This is a genomic window from Shewanella sp. FJAT-52076, assembly GCF_019457455.1.
Lineage (GTDB): Bacteria > Pseudomonadota > Gammaproteobacteria > Enterobacterales > Shewanellaceae > Shewanella > Shewanella zhangzhouensis.
This window is the reverse complement of record NZ_CP080415.1, coordinates 3,864,140-3,883,124: the sequence shown is the minus strand read 5'-3', so window position 1 is coordinate 3,883,124 and position 18,985 is coordinate 3,864,140. Positions and strand designations below refer to the sequence as shown.

At 56.1% G+C, this 18,985-nt stretch carries 14 protein-coding genes; 10 read left to right on the top strand and 4 right to left on the bottom strand.

Annotated elements, in window-relative coordinates:
- Positions 1-97: 97 nt before the first annotated feature.
- Positions 98-1,624, bottom strand: a complete 1,527-nt coding sequence (locus K0H79_RS17125) for a YifB family Mg chelatase-like AAA ATPase (RefSeq protein ID WP_220076615.1) — start codon at positions 1,622-1,624, stop codon at positions 98-100.
- Positions 1,625-1,906: 282 nt separating this feature from the next.
- Here K0H79_RS17125 and K0H79_RS17120 point away from each other — a divergent pair, with 282 nt between their 5' ends.
- Positions 1,907-2,857 carry an ABC transporter substrate-binding protein gene (locus tag K0H79_RS17120; RefSeq protein WP_258405424.1) on the top strand — a complete coding sequence of 317 codons (951 nt, stop codon included), beginning with the start codon at positions 1,907-1,909 and terminating at the stop codon, positions 2,855-2,857.
- A 42-nt stretch (positions 2,858-2,899) separates the two neighbouring features.
- Positions 2,900-4,729 (top strand): sensor domain-containing diguanylate cyclase, encoded by a 1,830-nt coding sequence (locus K0H79_RS17115; RefSeq protein WP_220076613.1) that lies wholly within the window; start codon positions 2,900-2,902, stop codon positions 4,727-4,729.
- 61 nt (positions 4,730-4,790) lie between these two features.
- Here the strand turns inward: K0H79_RS17115 and K0H79_RS17110 are convergent, their stop codons facing one another.
- Positions 4,791-5,594, bottom strand: coding sequence for an ABC transporter substrate-binding protein (locus tag K0H79_RS17110; protein WP_220076612.1), 804 nt, complete (start codon positions 5,592-5,594; stop codon positions 4,791-4,793).
- Between the two features lie 80 nt (positions 5,595-5,674).
- Here K0H79_RS17110 and K0H79_RS17105 point away from each other — a divergent pair, with 80 nt between their 5' ends.
- Positions 5,675-6,985, top strand: coding sequence for a hemolysin family protein (locus K0H79_RS17105; RefSeq protein ID WP_220065858.1), 1,311 nt, complete (start codon positions 5,675-5,677; stop codon positions 6,983-6,985).
- A gap of 51 nt (positions 6,986-7,036) precedes the next feature.
- Here K0H79_RS17105 and ilvY read toward each other — a convergent pair whose 3' ends face one another.
- Positions 7,037-7,915, bottom strand: coding sequence for an HTH-type transcriptional activator IlvY (gene ilvY, locus K0H79_RS17100; RefSeq protein WP_220065857.1), 879 nt, complete (start codon positions 7,913-7,915; stop codon positions 7,037-7,039).
- 215 nt (positions 7,916-8,130) lie between these two features.
- Between ilvY and ilvC the strand changes: the two genes are divergently transcribed.
- The 7 genes from ilvC to K0H79_RS17065 all read left to right on the top strand — a co-directional run bounded on the left by ilvC (position 8,131) and on the right by K0H79_RS17065 (position 18,191).
- Complete coding sequence (gene ilvC, locus K0H79_RS17095) at positions 8,131-9,612, top strand: ketol-acid reductoisomerase (RefSeq protein ID WP_220076611.1); 1,482 nt, start codon at positions 8,131-8,133, stop codon at positions 9,610-9,612.
- Positions 9,613-10,388: 776 nt separating this feature from the next.
- Complete coding sequence (ilvG, locus tag K0H79_RS17090; protein ID WP_220076610.1) at positions 10,389-12,059, top strand: acetolactate synthase 2 catalytic subunit; 1,671 nt, start codon at positions 10,389-10,391, stop codon at positions 12,057-12,059.
- On the top strand, positions 12,056-12,307 hold the full coding sequence (gene ilvM, locus K0H79_RS17085; protein ID WP_220065855.1) for an acetolactate synthase 2 small subunit: 252 nt from the start codon (positions 12,056-12,058) through the stop codon (positions 12,305-12,307). Before ilvG ends, ilvM begins: the two co-directional genes overlap by 4 nt.
- Before the next feature lie 63 nt (positions 12,308-12,370).
- On the top strand, positions 12,371-14,227 hold the full coding sequence (ilvD, locus tag K0H79_RS17080; RefSeq protein ID WP_220076609.1) for a dihydroxy-acid dehydratase: 1,857 nt from the start codon (positions 12,371-12,373) through the stop codon (positions 14,225-14,227).
- 1 nt (position 14,228) lies between these two features.
- Positions 14,229-15,824 (top strand): threonine ammonia-lyase, biosynthetic, encoded by a 1,596-nt coding sequence (gene ilvA, locus K0H79_RS17075; RefSeq protein WP_220076608.1) that lies wholly within the window; start codon positions 14,229-14,231, stop codon positions 15,822-15,824.
- A 434-nt stretch (positions 15,825-16,258) separates the two neighbouring features.
- Entirely contained in the window at positions 16,259-17,389 is a 1,131-nt protein-coding gene (locus K0H79_RS17070) for an alanine--glyoxylate aminotransferase family protein (protein ID WP_220076607.1), read from the top strand.
- Positions 17,390-17,474: 85 nt separating this feature from the next.
- Positions 17,475-18,191, top strand: coding sequence for an ABC transporter substrate-binding protein (locus K0H79_RS17065; protein WP_220076606.1), 717 nt, complete (start codon positions 17,475-17,477; stop codon positions 18,189-18,191).
- On the opposite strand, the gene K0H79_RS17060 is transcribed toward K0H79_RS17065, so the two are convergent.
- Positions 18,188-18,970: a phosphatase PAP2 family protein gene (locus tag K0H79_RS17060; protein WP_220076605.1), complete on the bottom strand. Its 783-nt coding sequence runs from the start codon at positions 18,968-18,970 to the stop codon at positions 18,188-18,190. The two genes, K0H79_RS17065 and K0H79_RS17060, sit on opposite strands and share 4 nt — an antisense overlap.
- Between the last annotated feature and the right edge of the window lie 15 nt (positions 18,971-18,985).

Sequence of the window (18,985 nt, the reverse complement as noted above, 5' to 3'; positions counted from 1 at the left end):
CTCCAAGGCGTTCGTGATCTCAGGGTTTTCTTCGCGAAATCAAAAAGGATGATTCCTTAAAAATCAGTCCTTTGTTGTTTGGTGTGATGTGATAGAGTCAGCGCCCAAGTTGCTGTCCAAGATTGGCGAGCAACCTGTCCATGGCCCTGTAACCCAGCGCCTGTGCGATATGGCGCCTCTCTACCATGTGGCTGTTTTCCAAATCCGCGATAGTGCGGGCGACCCGCTGCAGGCGATGAAAGCTGCGCACCGACAGCCCCAGACGATTAACACTCTGCTCCAGAAAGCTGAGGTCAGCACTGTTAAAGCCGGCATTTTTCAGTGCCTTGCCTGAGAGTTCGGCATTCAGCACCCCCGCCCGGGCAAGCTGCCGTTCCCTGGCGCGGTGAACGCGTTGGGCGACGCTTTGGCTGGTTTCGCCGTTATTGCCTTCCTGAGTCAGGGTGCCCGGTGGCAAAGGGGGCACCTCGATAGACAAATCGAAGCGGTCAAGAAAAGGGCCGGAGAGCCTGCCGAGGTAGCGGTTTATCTGATCAGGGCTTGAGCGGTTGCCCGGCCCCATACTGCCGCAGGGGCTGGGATTCATGGCGGCAATTAATTGAAATCGGCTGGCGAAGGTGAGCTTTGCGGCTGCCCGTGAAATCACCACTTCACCGGTTTCCATGGGTTCGCGCAGGCAGTCGAGTACCTTGCGGGGGAATTCAGCCAGCTCGTCGAGAAAGAGCACGCCCCGGTGGGCGAGGGAGATTTCGCCGGGCTTGGGCACACTGCCACCACCCACCAGAGAAATTGCTGAACAGGTGTGGTGGGGCGACCTGAAAGGACGTCGGTGAAATTCGCTGGGTTTGATATTGAGCCCGGCTACCGAGTGCAGGGCCGCCACTTCGAGGGCTTCATCATAACCCAAGGGGGGCAGCAGCCCCATGATGCGGCTGGCTAGCATGGTTTTGCCGCAGCCAGGCAAGCCGAGCATCAGTAAGTTGTGTGAACCTGCTGCGGCGATTTCCAGTGCCTGCTTGGCCTGATACTGACCTATGACGTCACTGAGGCAAAGCGCGCTGGTCTGTATGTCATCGAGCCATTCTGCGCCCTGTTCCAACCCCGGCAGCGGCTGCTGACCATGGAGAAACGCCACCAGATGCACCAACTGGTTGCACAGGCGAATGGCGGGATAATCCACCAGTTCGGCGTCGGCGCGGTTGGCGAGTGGCAATATGAGTTCGCGTCCATTGCGGCGCGCAGCCACGATAACGGGCAACAGGCCCGGGCAATGGCGAATATCCCCGGACAGAGCCAGTTCGCCAACAAACTCGCGGTCTTTCAGGCTGGTGAGGGGGATTTGACCGGAGGCGGCAAGAATGCCGATGGCGATGGGAAGATCGTAACGACCACCCTGTTTAGGCAGATCGGCGGGGGCAAGATTAACCGTGATACGGCGCATGGGGAACTCGAACCCGGCGTTTACCAAGGCACTGCGTACCCGCTCTCTGGCCTCTTTGACAGAGGCTTCCGGCAGGCCTACCAGGTTAAAGGCGGGCAGGCCATTGGCCAGATGTACTTCAACAGTAACCGCCGGGGCTTCAACCCCCCGGCTTGCACGGGTGGCGACACAGGCAATGGCCATGGGACAAGTCCTTTTGTTCCAAAGATGACCTAAGCTTAGCAGGTGTCGGGAAAATGTAATCCGATGGTGTTTTATCTCACCAAGAGACAAGGCCACCAAATGCTACATTGCATTGTGTTATCAAATGTGAGATTTATGGTTAAATTGACTGTAAAACATAATCAGGGAAGACGCTCCACCGGCACGGATACAAGGCTCTTGGGAGATTAAGGTGTGCTCATGCGGCTGTTGTTTATCTTGGGGTTCTGGCTGATTTTTTCCCCTGCATATGCAAAAACGCCAGTGTTGTTTCTGAATCCGGGATACAGCAGCGAAAGTTTCTGGGGCGATGTGGATAGCCTGCTTGAGGCCAGCGCCGCCCGCTTGGACATGCAGGTCGAGACCCTGCACTCAGACCGTAATCATTTCGATATGATACGCCAGGCCACGGAAGTGGCCGGTCGCGCCAAGCTGCCGGCTTTCGTGCTGATGGTTAACGAAAAGCACGGTGGCCTTCGGATGCTGGAGGCCTTTTACCTCAAACCCGTTTATATCCAATTCATCCTCAATGACATCAGTACCGAAGAGCGCCAAAAGCTGCTTAAGGATCCCCATTGGCGCACCTACTTGCTGCCGGCTGTTATCCCCGATAATCAGGACGTAGGCACTCTGACTGCTATGGCGCTGGTGAAAAAACTGGGCGAGGAGCCTTCCCAGTTGGTGCTGATTTCCGGCGATAAAACCACCCCGGCCTCAGTGGAGCGAACCCAGGGGGCTTTGGCCGTGTTTCAGGCCCAGTCGGATGTCACTGTGGAGCAAACCGTCTACGGGCAGTGGCAGGAAGACAAGGCCTATCAGCAGGCTCAGGTGCTGCTTCAGCGTTATCCCACAATAAAAGCGGTATGGACCGCCAACGATCATATGGCTTTTGGGGTTATTCGGGCGCTGAAAGAGAAACAGCTTACACCGGGCAAAGATGTGTTGCTGTCCACCATCAATACCTCACCGCGGGTGCTGGCACTCAGACGCGCCGGGGAAATCAACGCCCTGGGCGGAGGGCACTTTCTGGCCGCAGGCATTGCGCTGGCCAATATTCGCCAGTTCAAGGATACCGGCGATTACCCAAAGGTGCATATTTCATTGTTCCGATTGCTGGAGCCGGACACGCCGCTGTTTGATGCACTGGAAAAGCGGGACTGGGCCGGGCTGTTGGATCAGGTGCTTGACCCCACAAGGATACCCGGAAGCCTGTGAGCGCGTTTCCGATGTTAATCTCATTAAAACAAAGGTGAACTGTTGAGCTCCCGCGTACATTCCATCAGCAGCAAGGTGACAGGTATGATCATTGGCGTCAGCACGCTGCTGGCACTTGTCACCATGCTTATCCAGTTTGTGTGGAACTATCTGGGGGCTGTGGACAACGCCAAAGCTGAAATTCGTGGTTACAGCGAGCTGATATTGCCGTCTATTGCCCAGGCGTTGTGGGATGCCGACAGGCCGCTGCTGAATGATTTGGTATTGGCGGTGTCGCGCTTGCCTGCTGTCAGCTTGGTTGAGTTGTCCAGTCTCGATGGTTTCACTGTGCAATCGGATAATGCGGCCAATTCGGCGCAGACCAATCCCAACGCCCGGATTGAAATGCCCGTGATGTATGAACAGCAGCCTGTCGCCACACTGCGGGTAGTACTCAGCAACAGCGAAATCTATCGGATGCTGTGGCAGCAGATGGTGTTTTTGGTGCTGGGAAACGGCATTAAAACCCTGGTCATGGCATTCGTTATTCTGTCGCTGCTCAAACATCTGGTGATTGGGCGTCTTGCCCGTTTATCAGCCTTTGCCAATACCGTGAGTTTGGCCAATGGCGAGCGTATCCATAAGCCCTTTTGGCCTGCCAATGAGCAGGATGAAATCGGCTCGGTAGGCCGGGCGCTTGAAGCCATGTACCACAGACTCAGATCCGATCTGGCGCTTATCCGCATGCAGCAGCGCCAGTTGGCAAGAAGAGGCAGGGCACTGAGCCATACCGTCGCGGCACAGGACTCCCAGTTGACCTGGCTTGCCAATGCCAACAGCCTGCTGGCCAAGGTGAGTCTGCAGTTTCTGGCGGCCACGAGTGCCGATGCCAGCAAAGAGCTGAATCATTTCACCCGTGAGCTTGGCGCCTTGTTGGGCGTTGAGCGGGTCAGTGTGCTTGAGTTTGTGAGGGGGAAGGCCATCTATCGCAGTTTTTGGTCATCCAACGAATCAGATACGCCCGCCAGTGAGTTGGTCATAGATAACCTGCCGTTACTCAAACAAAAATTTGGCCACAGTCATACGCTGGTCATTGAGGATATCGAAAACCTGAAGGAATCCTCTCCCCAGGAATACCGCTATATGAAACAAGTGGGTATTGTCTCTGCGGCTGGGTTTGCCATTGCCGATGGTGACACCCTGCTGGGGGTGCTGTCGGTGGCCAATCGCCAGGGCCCGCTGAATTGGACCGCGGATAAGACCCACATACTGACCCAATTTGCCTCGGCACTGAATGAGCTGTGGCTCAGGGAGCGGCACGAGAGCCGGATGTTTGAGCTGCAACAAGAATTGCTGCGGGCCAATATGCAGCTTGCCAGAGAGGCAGAGACAGACCCTTTGACAGGCCTCACCAACCGTCGCCCCTTTACCGATCGCTTATCGATGCAGCTTGAACAGGGGGGCGTACTCCTGATGGCTGACGTGGACTTTTTTAAAGGCTACAACGATACCTATGGCCATGTGGCCGGTGACGATGTATTGAAAAAACTGGCAGTGGAACTTCAAGCGCTTTTGCAAGACAGCGCCCTGCTGGCGCGGATTGGGGGAGAGGAGTTTGCCCTGATAGCCCCCGTGATGAGCGCAGATGAACTTGAGGCACTATGCGACGGGCTGCTTACCCATGTCCGCAATCTTGCCATAGAGCACAAAGGATCGCATTTCGGCATAGTAACCCTGAGTTTGGGCGCGGTAAATCTGGATAATTGCAGCAGTGTCCGCGATGCCCTGAGTCAGGCCGATGCCAGTCTTTATCTGGCCAAGCAGCAGGGGCGCAACCTTGCTGTTATCAATGGCCGGGTTAGTCCAAAGCCGCAGTTGATTGTGTCTTCCTGAGCGTGTCCCTTGCATTGGGCGATGATGTGCTTTGTTTCCGGCAGGGGCATAAACAAAGGATTTAACGGCGGGCAGGTTCCAACTGCCGGCTTGCCTGTTCCAGGATGTGCGCCAGTTTGCCGGATGCCCTGAGGGTGGCAATGCGTTCATCAAATAGGCGTTTGAGTTCATTGCCGCGCTTGCTTTTGCGGGAGATCAGCATATAAAAAGGCTCGGCGGCGGCGCCGTTAATCAGGCCTTTCTCCAAAGGCGGCAAGGGAGGGTTGTTCATCAACGCCATCTTGGGGGCGAGCAATTCCAACCGGTCCAGATAAAAACGACAGCGACCCATTTTCAGGGTTTCCGCCAGCTGTTCGTAACTCGCCATGCGCATCAGATCCTTTTCTGCCGCCAGTCCGAAGTTGGCGTAGTTATGGCCGCCAAGGCCACAGATACCACCGTATCGCCAGAGGTCTTCGGCTGCAGCGACCTCGGCCGGAGCGTCACTGTTTTGTTTCAGAAAAAAATACCCCGGTGTCAGGTAATAATAGGGGGCTGATGAGATATAATCTTTGCGGCGCTGATCATTCATTGAGGCACTCATGGCAGCGTCGACGGCCCCTGTTGTCAATGACATCAGGCAGCGCCGCCAGGGTAGGGCTATCACTTCATAGGGAATATCTTCAAAAACGTGTTTGAGCACCTCGATGTCGTAACCGGCAAGGGTCTCTGTCTTTTGTTTTCCATCCCGGACAAAGTAGTTGAAGGGCGGAAACTCTGTGGATTCGACACAAAACACCAAGGGGGACTCGTTCTGGGCATTGGCAGTGGTCGAGAACAGGGTCACAAAGCTGCAAAACACGAGCGTATATAATAGCTTAAACATAACTCCCCTCCGGCTTTAGCCGCACCCCTGAGTATAGCAAGATATCTGCGTATTGCCTCAGTTGCAGGACGGATTGAAAAATGAGTTTCTTCGAAAATAGTTTGATTATTCTGATGCTTATCGGCATCAGTTGTTTTTTTTCCATGTCGGAAATCGCCCTGGCGGCCTCCCGTAAAATTCGGCTGCGACAGCTGGCCGAAGAAGGCAATGAGCAGGCCCGAAAGGTACTTGAGCTGCAGGCCCACCCCGGCAGCTTCTTTACCGTGGTACAGATAGGCCTCAATGCGGTGGCCATCATGGGCGGCATTGTGGGGGAGTCGGCCTTTACCCCCCACATCATGGCCTTGCTCGATGGCATGGTGCCGGCTCAGTGGCTGGGTCAATTCAGTTTTATCCTGTCCTTTATGCTGGTGACCAGCCTGTTTATTTTGCTGGCAGACCTGATGCCAAAGCGCATTGCCATGGCTATGCCAGAGCGGGTTGCCGTGTCTTTGGTGGGGGCTATGGGCCTTTGCATTACGGTGCTGCGCCCTCTGGTGTGGGTGTTCAACGGCCTGGCCAATGGCCTGTTCCGTATGCTCAGGATCCCCACGGAGCGTAATGATGCCATCACTGAGGATGATATCTACGCGGTGATGGATGCCGGTGCCGAAGCCGGTGTTATCGACAAGGGTGAGCAGCAGATGATGGAGAACGTGTTTGAAATGCAGAGCGTTCCTGTGACGTCTGCCATGACACCAAGGGAGAGCCTGGTGTTCTTCCTGCAAAGCGACACCGAGGAAGACATCAAACGTAAAATTGCTGCCGATCCCCACAGCCAGTTTCTGCTCTGTGATGGTCAGCTGGATGCCATCAAGGGCTATGTGGACTCCAAGGACTTACTTATCAAGGTGATAAGCGGCCAGACATTGAATCTGAAAGACCCGTCACTGGTGCAGAGCTGCCCCATTATCCCGGATACCCTGAGCCTGTCGGAGGCGCTGGATTACTTCCGCAATAACAGGGTCGACTTTGCTGTGGTGCTCAATGAATACGCGCTGGTGCTGGGGGTGGTGACCTTTAACGACCTGCAAAGCGCCGTGATGGGCACCTGGTCTCTGGCCGAAGGGGAAGAGCAAATCGTGGCCCGTGATGCGTCCTCATGGCTGGTGGATGGGGTAACGCCCATCACCGACGTGATGCGTGCCTTTGGCATCGACAGTTTTCCCCAGAGCCAGAACTACGAAACCATTGCAGGCTTCATTATGTTTATGCTGCGAAAAATTCCCCGTCGCACCGATTTTGTGGTCTATGCCGGTTACAAGTTTGAAGTGGTCGATATCGACTCATACAAGGTAGATCAACTGCTGGTGACCAAGGTGGAATTGCCGCCGGGGGCTGAGGATCAGTAAACCGCAGGATAACAAAAGGCCGCATGATGCGGCCTTTTTCATGGCAGGCTTTCAATAGTCGATGCAATCGAGAAAGGCGGCGATCAGCGGGTCGTTGCGGCGTTTGGCCTTGCAGCAGCATCCCAGTTCAAATGGCGCTATGGCCACCGGGCTTGGAATAAGCGCTATGCGGTCGCGCACCGGACTGTGCTGAATCACCACTTCCGGGGTGATACTCACGCCGCAGCCCAGCGCCACCATGGAGATAATGGCCTCGTGCCCCGATACCTTGGCGTAGATATTGGCATTGATCCCCATGGCCTTGAACCAGGCATCGGCGCGGCGCCTGCCGGGACCATGGTCCTGAATGATAAAGGGCAGCTTGTCCCAGGGGATGGTCTCTTCGGCCAAAAGCTCCCGTGCTCGGCACGCCACCTGGGGCGCAATGATACTCAGGGGAATGGTTTCAATCGGCGAAAAATGCAGGTTATCGGGAAAGGGCTCCGGCAAGGCTGCAATGGCGATGTCGGCGCGGTTTTGTTGCACCTCGCCCACGGCATTGGCGGCATCACCGGTATTGAGCACGATTTCCACCAGCGGGTGTTCCCGGCGAAATCTGTCCAGTAGCTTGGGCAAATGGCTGTAGGCCGCGGTAACAGAGCAGTAGAGATTCAGCCTGCCCTTGAGCTGTTGCTGATTGGGGTCGATACGGCTTATCAGCTGCTCCCAGCCATTCATCATGTCCTGGGCGAAGCGGCGAAATTCCACACCGGCCGAGGTCAGGCTGACGCTGCGATTGTCGCGCTCAAACAGTCGGGTACCGGCTTCCTCTTCCAGCCGCTGCATGGCACGGCTTAAGGTGGAAGGGCTAACATGCATCTGCTCGGCGGTGCGGGCAAACTGCAATGTGTCACACAGGTTTAAAAACAGCTTTATTTCGCGAATATCCATGCCAACCTCACAGGCATCATGACAGCCGTTCCGGACGTCACATCAAAACCTTACCGGGGTAAGTTTGTTGCAAAAATTGAAATATAAAGTTTCGTTTATATCATTTTGAGCAATGCTATCTCTGTTCTATAGTGAGTTCAATCACAATCGGTTGATGATATTAAGGTCACACTGATTGTTTGAACCCAATTGACGAAGGATAAGTGGTATTCACTATGGCTAACTACTTTAACTCATTGAATTTACGTCAGCAGCTGGCCCAGCTGAGCCAGTGCCGTTTTATGGATCGCAGCGAGTTTGAAAACGGCTGTGACTACATCAAGGGCTGGAATATCGTTATCCTCGGCTGTGGCGCCCAAGGCCTGAACCAGGGTCTGAACATGCGCGACTCTGGCCTGAATATCTCCTACGCCCTGCGCGCTGAGGCCATTGCTGAAAAGCGTGCTTCCTGGAAGAAAGCCACCGACAACGGTTTCACCGTAGGTACTTTCGAAGAGCTGATCCCACAGGCCGATCTGGTACTGAACCTGACGCCGGATAAGCAGCACTCCAACGTAGTTAACACTGTAATGCCGCTGATGAAGCAGGGCGCGACCCTGTCATACTCCCACGGCTTCAACATCGTTGAAGAAGGCATGCAGGTTCGCCCCGATATCACGGTTGTGATGGTGGCGCCCAAGTGCCCCGGCACCGAAGTGCGCGAAGAATACAAGCGCGGTTTCGGGGTTCCTACCCTGATTGCGGTTCACCCAGAGAACGACCCACGCGGTGACGGTCTGGAAATCGCCAAGGCCTATGCCAGCGCCACCGGCGGCGACCGTGCCGGTGTACTGCACTCGTCATTCATTGCCGAAGTGAAATCGGATCTGATGGGCGAGCAGACCATCCTGTGTGGCATGTTGCAAACCTCAGCCATCCTCGGTTACGAGAAAATGGTGGCCGACGGTGTTGAGCCTGGTTATGCCGCCAAGCTTATCCAGCAGGGTCTGGAGACCATCACCGAAGCGCTCAAGCAGGGCGGTATCACCAATATGATGGATCGCCTGTCTAACCCAGCCAAAATAAAAGCCTTTGATATGGCTGAAGAATTGAAAGGCGTTCTGGCACCTCTGTTCGAGAAGCACATGGATGACATCATCAGCGGTGAATTCTCCCGCGTGATGATGGCTGACTGGGCCAACGACGATGCCAATCTGCTTCGCTGGCGCGCCGAAACCAACGAGACTGCGTTTGAGAATGCACCAAGCAGCAATGAGCATATCGACGAGCAGACTTACTTCGACAAGGGCATCTTCCTGGTGGCCATGATCAAGGCCGGTGTAGAGCTGGCGTTCGATACCATGGTTGACGCCGGAATCATCGAAGAATCAGCCTATTACGAGTCGCTGCACGAAACGCCGCTGATCGCCAACACCATCGCCCGTAAGCGTCTGTACGAGATGAACGTGGTGATTTCAGATACCGCCGAATATGGCTGCTATCTGTTCAATCATGCTGCCGTACCTCTGCTGCGTGACTATGTAAAATCCATGTCTGCCGAGTACCTGGGTGGAGGGCTGAAAGACAGCAGCAATGCCGTGGATAACGTGCGTTTGATTGAAGTGAACCAAGCCATCCGCAACACCGCCGTTGAGTACATCGGCGAGGAACTGCGCGGCTACATGAAAGACATGAAGCGCATCAGCGCTGCCCAGTAACAGGGGCACCATACCGGGCCGTTCAAGGAGCCAACAGCCCGGTTGCAACAAATGCAATAAAGCAACAGTTGTGTTGAGTGGTCACAACTGCCGCTGGCCGAGAGGCCTGAGCTTGTGGCCTAAGGAAGGTGAGAATAAGTCCCGTGCTTGCTCTGCGTGAGCTTACAGTGGATAGATGCAAGGCACAGTTCGCAGCGAATGGCCCTAGTCCTTCGCAAGAACTGTAACGTCGCAGATACCGCTGTAAGCCACGCCCTACGGGGCTTTAATAGCAACACCATTTCGGCGTTATTCAACTTCAGCAGGACGGCGGGGGCGCCCAGCCATGCTTTCAGTTGAATGCCTTGAACTGTCGTCGCTATCAAAGCCAGAGCTGTGCGAGGGCTTGTTCGCACCTTCCTAAACTCGATACTTTTTCTGTTGTTGTTTGCATTGTCTCGGCAGGGAAGCTGAATCTTTTTTGGAATGCAAATTTTCTGTTGTAAAGCCGGTAAGCTTTGTGCTAATTCTTAAAGCTCGCTTAAAAAGGCGACATCAGAAACGAATACGCAAGTTGATTAAGGACTCTGTCAAACGTGTTTAACCAGGCTGCCAAGCTCATTCTCGTGATTATTACCGTAGTGATTATTAAATCACAGCGGGGACGGCGCATGGCAAACTGACAGACCTAATCCAGGAAAGAAGTTGCAGAAAAGCCCCCCGCTCCGAAAGGACCGGGGGGTTTCTCGTTTCAGGGCATTTAAAAACTCGCGTACAGGCGCAGGGCAGGAAATTAGATGGAAGGACAGACGATGAGAGGGGCTGACGCAGTCATCAAGGTATTGGCCGCCCATGGGGTGAACACGGTATTCGGTTATCCCGGTGGCGCCATCATGCCCATCTACGATGCGCTTTACGGCAGTGAGGTCGAACACACCCTGTGCCGCCACGAGCAGGGTGCAGGCTTCGCTGCCGTGGGCTATGCCCGTGCCAGTGGCAAAACCGGTGTGTGTTTTGCCACCTCGGGCCCCGGCGCCACCAACCTCATCACCGCCCTTGCCGATGCTCTGTTGGATTCCGTGCCTGTGGTGGCCATCACGGGGCAGGTATCCACCGCCGTGATTGGTACCGATGCCTTTCAGGAAATCGATGTGCTCGGTATGAGCCTGTCCTGCACCAAGCACAGCTTTATGGTGCAGAGTATCGATGAGCTGGTGCCCACCCTGTACCGCGCCTTTGAACTTGCCGCCTCTGGCCGCCCCGGCCCTGTGCTGGTGGACATCCCAAAAGACATCCAAATCGCCCAGCTTGAATATCGTGCGCCGCTGTTGGCTGTAGCCGATGAGCCAGAAGTGCTGGATGCCGACATAGATGCCGCCCGCGCCCTGATAGCGGCAGCCAAAAAGCCCATGCTGTACGTGGGCGGCGGTGTGGGCATGGCAGGCGCCGTCGAGCCGCTGCGCCGCTTTATCAAGGCCACCAATATGCCGTCGGTTGCTACCCTCAAGGGCCTTGGTGCCATCCCACATGGCACCCCGGGGTACCTCGGCATGCTGGGCATGCACGGCGGCAAGGCCGCTAACCTTGCGGTGCAGGAATGCGATCTCCTGATGGTGGTCGGCGCCCGTTTCGATGACCGTGTGACCGGTCGCCTGGCCTCCTTTGCCCCCAATGCCAAGGTGCTGCATCTGGATATAGATGCCGCCGAGCTGGGCAAGCTGCGCCAGCCCGATGTGGCCATTGCCGCCGAGCTGCGTGTCGTGCTGCCAAGGCTTGAAATGGAATTGGATATCGCCCCCTGGTGCAGCGAAGTGGCATCCCTGGCCGAGGCCAATCGCTGGGACTATAACCATCCCGGCAGCCTTATCTACGCCCCCGCCATGCTGCGCCGCCTGGCCAACAAGCTGCCGGAAGACAGCGTGGTGAGCTGCGATGTGGGTCAGCACCAGATGTGGGTTGCCCAGCATATGCATTTCCGTCGCCCTGAAGATCATCTGTCCAGTGCCGGCCTTGGCACCATGGGCTTTGGCTTGCCTGCCGCCATCGGCGCCCAGATGGCCCGCCCCGATGCCACAGTGGTGGCCGTGTCCGGCGATGGCTCCTTCATGATGAACGTGCAGGAGCTGACCACCATCAAGCGCCGTAAGCTGCCGGTGAAAATCCTGCTTATCGACAACCAGCGTCTGGGTATGGTGAAGCAGTGGCAACAGCTGTTTTTTGAAGAGCGCTATAGCGAGACCAATCTGTCGGACAACCCGGACTTTGTTGCACTGGCGTCGGCCTTTGAGATCCCCGGCCGAACCATTTTTGCTGCCGAAGAGGTGGAAGAAGCCTTGACCGAAATGCTCACCAGCAAGGGGCCTTACCTCCTGCATGTGGCCATAGATGATGCCTTTAACGTTTGGCCCCTGGTTCCGCCGGGTGCCTCCAACAGCGATATGATGGAAGAAATGGAGAGAAGCACATGAACCATAATCTGGAAGTCACCATGGCACAGCGTCCCGAAGTGGTTGAGCGTGTGCTGAGGGTTGTTCGCCACAGGGGCTTTACCCTGACCAACATGAATATGCGTCTGGGGGATGAGAGCGTATATCTGTCGCTGTCGGTCTCAAGCGAGCGGGGCATTGAGCTTTTAAGCAACCAGCTTTGCAAGCTGGTGGATGTGACAGGTTGCCATGTAATGCAGCCCGCCATGCCGCAGTCGGTCAGTGCCTGATCTCAATACATAAGTAAGATATTCTGTTTCCATCGAAAAATTTAAAAAGCAAAGGAAGTTTCAATGGCTAAATTACGTTCCGCCACCAGTACCGAAGGCCGCAACATGGCGGGAGCCCGCGCTCTGTGGCGTGCCACCGGCGTGAAAGATACCGACTTCGGCAAGCCTATCATCGCCATTGCCAACTCCTTTACCCAGTTTGTGCCCGGCCATGTGCACTTAAAAGACATGGGCTCACTGGTGGCGTCTGCCATCGAAGAAGCGGGCGGTATCGCCAAAGAATTCAACACCATCGCCGTGGATGACGGCATCGCCATGGGCCACGGCGGCATGCTGTATTCGCTGCCATCCCGCGAGCTGATTGCCGACAGCGTGGAGTACATGGTCAACGCCCACTGCGCCGATGCGCTGGTGTGTATCAGCAACTGCGACAAAATCACCCCCGGCATGCTGATGGCGGCGCTGCGCCTCAATATTCCTGTGGTGTTTGTTTCCGGCGGGCCGATGGAAGCGGGTAAAACCAAGCTGTCAGACAAGCTCATCAAGCTGGATTTGGTAGACGCCATGGTGGCGGCAGCTGATGACCGTATCAGCGACGCCGACAGTGAGAAAATCGAGCGCAGTGCCTGCCCGACTTGCGGCAGCTGCTCCGGTATGTTTACCGCCAACTCCATGAACTGCCTCACCGAAGCGCTGGGGCTGTCACTGCCGGGCAACGGCTCCATGCTGGCGACCCATAGCGATCGCCGTGAGCTGTTCCTCGAGGCCGGTCGTCGGGTTATGAAGCTTGCCAAGCGTTACTACGGCGAAGATGATGCCTCTGTGCTGCCCCGCGCCATTGCCTCTTTCAAGGCCTTTGAAAACGCCATGGCGCTGGACGTGGCCATGGGCGGCTCGTCCAATACCGTGTTGCACCTGCTGGCGGCGGCCCAGGAGGCCGAGGTGGATTTCACCATGGCCGATATCGACCGCATCAGCCGCAAGGTGCCGCACCTGTGCAAGGTGGCGCCCTCCACGCCCAAATACCATATGGAAGATGTGCACCGCGCCGGTGGTGTGATGGCGATTCTGGGTGAGCTGGACCGCGCCGGATTGCTGCACACAGACGTAAACCACGTGGCTTCGGAAGATGGCACCTTGAAATCAGTGCTCGAGCGCTTCGATGTGGTGTTGACCAAAGACCAAAAAGTACACGAGTTTTTCCGCGCAGGTCCTGCGGGCATCCCCACGACCCGTGCCTTCAGCCAGTCCTGCCGTTGGGACACCCTGGATGATGATCGCCGCGAAGGCTGTATCCGCAGCCGTGAGTTTGCCTTCAGTCAGGAAGGTGGCCTGGCGGTATTGTCGGGCAATCTGGCCGAAAACGGCTGTATCGTGAAGACCGCCGGGGTGGATGACTCCAACCTCAAGTTCAGCGGTGTGGCGCGGGTATACGAGAGTCAGGAAGACGCGGTTGCCGGTATCCTTGGCGGCGAAGTGGTGGCAGGTGACGTGGTGGTCATTCGTTATGAAGGCCCCAAGGGCGGCCCCGGCATGCAGGAAATGCTTTACCCAACCAGTTACTTAAAGTCCCGCGGCCTGGGTACCCAGTGCGCCCTTATCACTGACGGCCGTTTCTCCGGCGGTACCTCGGGGCTGTCCATAGGCCACGTGTCGCCCGAGGCGGCCTCCGGCGGCACCATAGGCCTGATTGAAAATGGCGATCGTATCGATATCGATATCCCTGGCCGTAGCATCAAGCTGCTGGTGAGTGATGCTGAGCTTGAAAGCCGCCGCGAAGCCATGAACGCCAAGGGGCCACTGGCCTGGAAACCACTCTCACGGGTTCGCCCCGTATCCATGGCGCTTAAGGCATACGCCATGCTCGCCACCAGTGCCGATAAGGGCGCGGTGCGTGATGTCTCCAAACTGGAGGGCTGAGATGCTGGATTTCGCTGGCGGTGGTGACACGAATAAATCAGAGGTGAAGCCTGTGGATCTTGCTCATTATTATCTGCAAAAAATCCTGCTTTCGTCCGTGTATGACGTGGCCAAGGTGACGCCCCTGTCCCACATGGGCAAGCTGTCGGCGCGCCTGGGGCAGGAGATTTATTTAAAGCGTGAAGACATGCAGCCGGTGCACTCCTTCAAGCTGCGCGGTGCCTACAACCGCATTTCGCAGCTGACTCAGGCTGAATGCGAACGCGGTGTGGTATGTGCCTCGGCCGGTAACCATGCCCAGGGCGTGGCGCTGTCGGCCTCAAGCCGCGGTGTGGATGCTGTGATAGTCATGCCCACCACTACGCCGGACATCAAAATCGATGCGGTGCGTCGCCGTGGCGGTAATGTGCTCTTGCACGGAGAGTCATTCGATCAGGCCAACGCCCATGCCCAGCATCTGGCGCAAACCGAGGGACGGGTCTATATCGCCCCCTTCGATGATGAGGCTGTGATTGCCGGGCAGGGCACGGTGGCCCAGGAAATGTTGCAGCAGCAGCGGGATCTGGAGCTGGTATTTGTGCCCGTGGGCGGTGGCGGTCTGGTGGCTGGTATTGCCGCTTACTACAAGGCGGTGCGCCCGTCTGTGAAGATCATCGGGGTCGAGCCAGAAGATGCCGCTTGTCTTAAGGCTGCCATGGCGGCGGGTGAGCCCGTGACACTGTCTCAAGTGGGCCTCTTTGCCGATGGCGTAGCGGTCAAGCGTATCGGCGCCGAGCCCTTTCGAATCGCCAAACACTATGTGGATGAGGTGGTTACCGTGAGCTCGGATGAAATCTGCGCTGCGGTGAAGGATATCTTCGAAGATACCCGTGCCATCGCCGAGCCTGCCGGCGCCTTGTCGCTGGCGGGGCTTAAAAAATATCTGGCGCAGACAACGCCTGCTCTTACTGAGGCTGGCACACCTACCCGCAAGGTGGCCGCCATCCTGAGTGGCGCCAATGTGAATTTCCATAGCTTGAGATACGTGTCTGAGCGCTGCGAGCTTGGCGAGCAAAAAGAAGCGGTGCTCGCGGTGAAGGTGCCCGAAGTGCCCGGCAGCTTCCTTAAGTTTTGCGAGCTTTTGGGCAAGCGCGCCATGACCGAGTTTAACTACCGCTTCTCTGGCCGCGACAGCGCCGTGGTGTTTGCCGGTATCCGGCTCTCCGGTGGTCAGCAGGAACTGAAAGAGATAATCGCGTCGCTCACCTCAGGTGGCTTCGAGGTGCAGGACCTCACCAATGATGAAACCGCTAAGTTGCACGTGCGTTATATGGTGGGTGGCCACCCCACAGAGCCTTTGAGTGAGCGGCTGCTGAGCTTCGAGTTCCCCGAGTATCCGGGGGCGCTGCTTAAGTTTTTAACCACCCTTGGCAGCCGCTGGAACATCAGCCTGTTCCACTACCGCAACCATGGCGCCGCCTTTGGCCGGGTGCTGGCAGGCTTCGAAGTGCCGGAGGGCGACAACGAAGCCTTTGGCCGCTTCCTCACCGAGCTTGGCTTCGTGTGGCAGGAAGAAACCCACAGCCCGGCTTACCGCTTGTTTTTGGGTAGTAAATAAGTGGGAAAGCCCGTTAGGGAGGTGTGAGTGAGTCCCTGCGTGCTCTGGCTTTGGCGGCAACAGGAGTTCGAGGCATTCAACTGAAGGCATGCCGGGGCATGTCGAAGTTGAATAACGACGAAATACTAAAGTCTCCAAAGCCCCTATGGGCGCGACTTACCTGGGCGTGACTTACAAGGGGGGTTAGCGGCGCATTCATAGCTCAGTTCCTATTTGTCATTAACGACAGCTAAATTCAGCAAGGTAAGCCAGTGCAGAGCGTGTATGGGGCTCATTCGAACCTCCCTTAGACCAAGGCAGGGGCGTTTTAGTATCCCGAATATGCTAGGGTAATTGCTCGGTTCTGAACGCCAAAATCCAGGATTCACGACCTCAGTGCCAAGAAAACCATGACCTCAGCGCGGCATTGCCGCGACAACCAACAAGGAGTTTCCATGCAAGCCGCTCCCAAGATAGCGCCCTTTATGCCGCCACGCCGTATTCTGATGGGTCCGGGCCCCTCCGATGTGTATCCCGAGGTGTTGCTGGCCCAGTCGCGCCCCACGGTGGGTCACCTGGACCCCTTGTTTGTGGCCATGATGGATGAGCTCAAAGCGCTGCTGCAATATGCCTTTCAGACCCAAAACGAAGTGACACTGGCGGTGTCTGCTCCGGGCAGTGCCGGCATGGAAACCTGTTTTGTAAACCTGGTGGAGCCCGGTGAGACGGTTGTTGTATGCCGCAATGGGGTGTTTGGCGAGCGGATGCGTCAGAACGTGGAGCGCTGCGGCGGAATTGCCGTGGTGGTGGACTTCCCCTGGGGCGCACCTGTTGACCCAGAAGTGGTAGAAGGGGTACTGAAGCTTAACCCCGATGCCAAATTTCTTGCCTTCGTCCATGCCGAAACCAGCACGGGCGCACTGTCGGACGCCAAAACCCTGTGTGCGCTTGCCCGAGAACACAACTGCCTGTCGATTGTGGATGCGGTGACCTCCCTTGGCGGGGTTGAACTCAGGGTCGATGACTGGGGCATAGATGCCATTTATTCAGGTAGCCAAAAATGCCTGTCCTGTGTACCTGGCCTGTCGCCTGTGTCCTTCTCTCCAAGGGCGGTGGAAAAGCTTAAAAGCCGCAGGACGCCGGTGCAGAGCTGGTTTTTGGATCAGACCCTGGTAATGGGCTATTGGGGTGGCAGTGGCAAGCGCGCGTATCACCACACGGCGCCGGTGAATGCCCTTTATGCCCTGCACGAGTCGTTGCGACTGCTCGCGGAAGAAGGCCTTGAAAATGCCTGGGCCAGACATCAAAAGATGCATCAGTCGCTCAAAGCTGGCCTCGAAAAGCTGGGGCTGAGTTTTGTGGTGGATGAGGCTTACCGCCTGCCGCAACTTAATGCGGTGTACATTCCAGAAGGTGTGGATGATGCCGCCGTGCGCAGCCAGCTGCTTAAGGGGTATAACCTTGAAATTGGTGCCGGACTCGGTGATCTGGCCGGAAAAGCCTGGCGAATTGGGCTCATGGGCTATGGCGCACGGGCCGAAAATGTGGCAATTTGCCTGAAGGCTCTGGAAGAGGTGCTGCAGTAATACGCGCTGCCAAAACCTGCGGGTTTTTGGCCTCTTCGGTTGTCAGTGTCTATAGTGAATGACAGTGATAATGCTAAGAGATTTTATGCGCTTACCTTTGATTTTATGGCTGCTTTTGGTGATGGTCGGGGCACATGCCTCTACCATCAGCATTGGCGCCTCATCAAATCGCCCTCCCTATATTCTGGAAGATGCCGAATCCGGGCTGGAAGTGGAAATCATCCGTGCTGCCTTTGCGGCCGTGGGAATGGAAGCCAGCTTTAAGTTTTACTCCCGCAAACGGCAGTTGCTCTTCTACGAAAAAGAACGTTTCGACGGCATAATGACGGTGAACAGTTCACTGGATTTAACCGGTTATCCTTCTGATATTTATATCTATTATAAAAATGTTGCCATCAGTCTTGCCGAGAAGCAGCTCCACCTCGAGCGGGTTGCCGATTTGCAGAATTTAAGCATTGCCGCGTTTGATGATGCCTCCATACTGCTGGGGGGCGAGTTTTATAAGGTGAGCAAAAAGACTATCTACCGCGAACTCGACACCACCGAGAATCAAAACAAGATGTTATATCTCGGGCGTATTGATGTGGCTGTGACTGAAAAGTATGTGTTTTTGGCCAATAACGTCAGGCTGACTGGTGAGCTGGATACGTCGAAGGCCCTGGATATCCACGAGCTGTTTCCGCGAACTGCCTATCGCCTGATGTTCCGCAATTCCATCGTGCGTGATGCCTTCAATGAAGGGCTGCGTAAAATCCGTGAAAACGGCCGTTACGACACTCTGGTGAAACAGTTCCTCGACTAATCTGATTGAGGCTGACGAGTCCTGAATAGTCTTGGGCCCAGCCAGCTTGCCAATAAAATCCCCAACAGGCAGAGCGGCAGCGCTAGCGCCGTGGCTGCCATCACATCCTGACTATGGTGCATACCCAGCAGCATGCGCGAGCCGCCCATCGACAACGCCCAGACTGCCAAAAACACACAGGTGCCCCAGTGTCCGGAGGCGATAAAAAACCAGCTTGCGGTCAGGGCCAGAATGGTGGCAAACAGGGTGTGGCCAGAGGGAAACGACAACCCCACCTCTTGCTGCCAGTGGTTTGCAACGTGGGGGCTCATGGGCGGTAAAGCCGAAGCGTCATTTGCAAAAAGCGCTGTCATCAACTCTCGGCGCTCGGACTTGTGAAGCCGGTAAAAGTCATCGCGGTCGAGCAGCTTGTGCTTTGAGAGAAACAGCACATTGGGTCTGGGCTCATTAAAGTGGGTCTTCAGGCTTTCGTTGAGCCAGAGGCTGCTGCCGAGTGAAAGCGCCAGCGCTAGCAGGAATTTGATTGCCTGGGGGTGTGACAGACGAATAAAGGCCAGCACTATGACTGCCGCTGCGCTGATGGCGCCCCAGGGCGCTGTGCCGGTAAAGGTGATGGCATAGACAAGTTCGGCAATGACACCGTCCAATGGCAGCCAGGGGAAGAGGGGAAGCTGCGCCAGGGTCAATACAGTTGCCGGCACCAGCAGCAACAGCCATAGGATGAGCAGGAGCAAAGGGCGAATGCGGCGGTCAAAACGGGGGGCCAAAGTATGCTGCATCAAGATTCCTTTCAG

Coding starts and splice junctions, on each gene's coding strand:
- K0H79_RS17060 (WP_220076605.1), bottom strand. CDS start 18,970: ATGCAGCATACTTTGGCCCCCCGTTTTGACCGCCGCATTCGCCCTTTG.
- ilvY (WP_220065857.1), bottom strand. CDS start 7,915: ATGGATATTCGCGAAATAAAGCTGTTTTTAAACCTGTGTGACACATTG.
- K0H79_RS17125 (WP_220076615.1), bottom strand. CDS start 1,624: ATGGCCATTGCCTGTGTCGCCACCCGTGCAAGCCGGGGGGTTGAAGCC.
- ilvD (WP_220076609.1), top strand. CDS start 12,371: ATGGCTAAATTACGTTCCGCCACCAGTACCGAAGGCCGCAACATGGCG.
- K0H79_RS17110 (WP_220076612.1), bottom strand. CDS start 5,594: ATGTTTAAGCTATTATATACGCTCGTGTTTTGCAGCTTTGTGACCCTG.
- K0H79_RS17065 (WP_220076606.1), top strand. CDS start 17,475: ATGCGCTTACCTTTGATTTTATGGCTGCTTTTGGTGATGGTCGGGGCA.
- ilvC (WP_220076611.1), top strand. CDS start 8,131: ATGGCTAACTACTTTAACTCATTGAATTTACGTCAGCAGCTGGCCCAG.
- ilvA (WP_220076608.1), top strand. CDS start 14,229: ATGCTGGATTTCGCTGGCGGTGGTGACACGAATAAATCAGAGGTGAAG.
- K0H79_RS17070 (WP_220076607.1), top strand. CDS start 16,259: ATGCAAGCCGCTCCCAAGATAGCGCCCTTTATGCCGCCACGCCGTATT.
- ilvM (WP_220065855.1), top strand. CDS start 12,056: ATGAACCATAATCTGGAAGTCACCATGGCACAGCGTCCCGAAGTGGTT.
- ilvG (WP_220076610.1), top strand. CDS start 10,389: ATGGAAGGACAGACGATGAGAGGGGCTGACGCAGTCATCAAGGTATTG.
- K0H79_RS17105 (WP_220065858.1), top strand. CDS start 5,675: ATGAGTTTCTTCGAAAATAGTTTGATTATTCTGATGCTTATCGGCATC.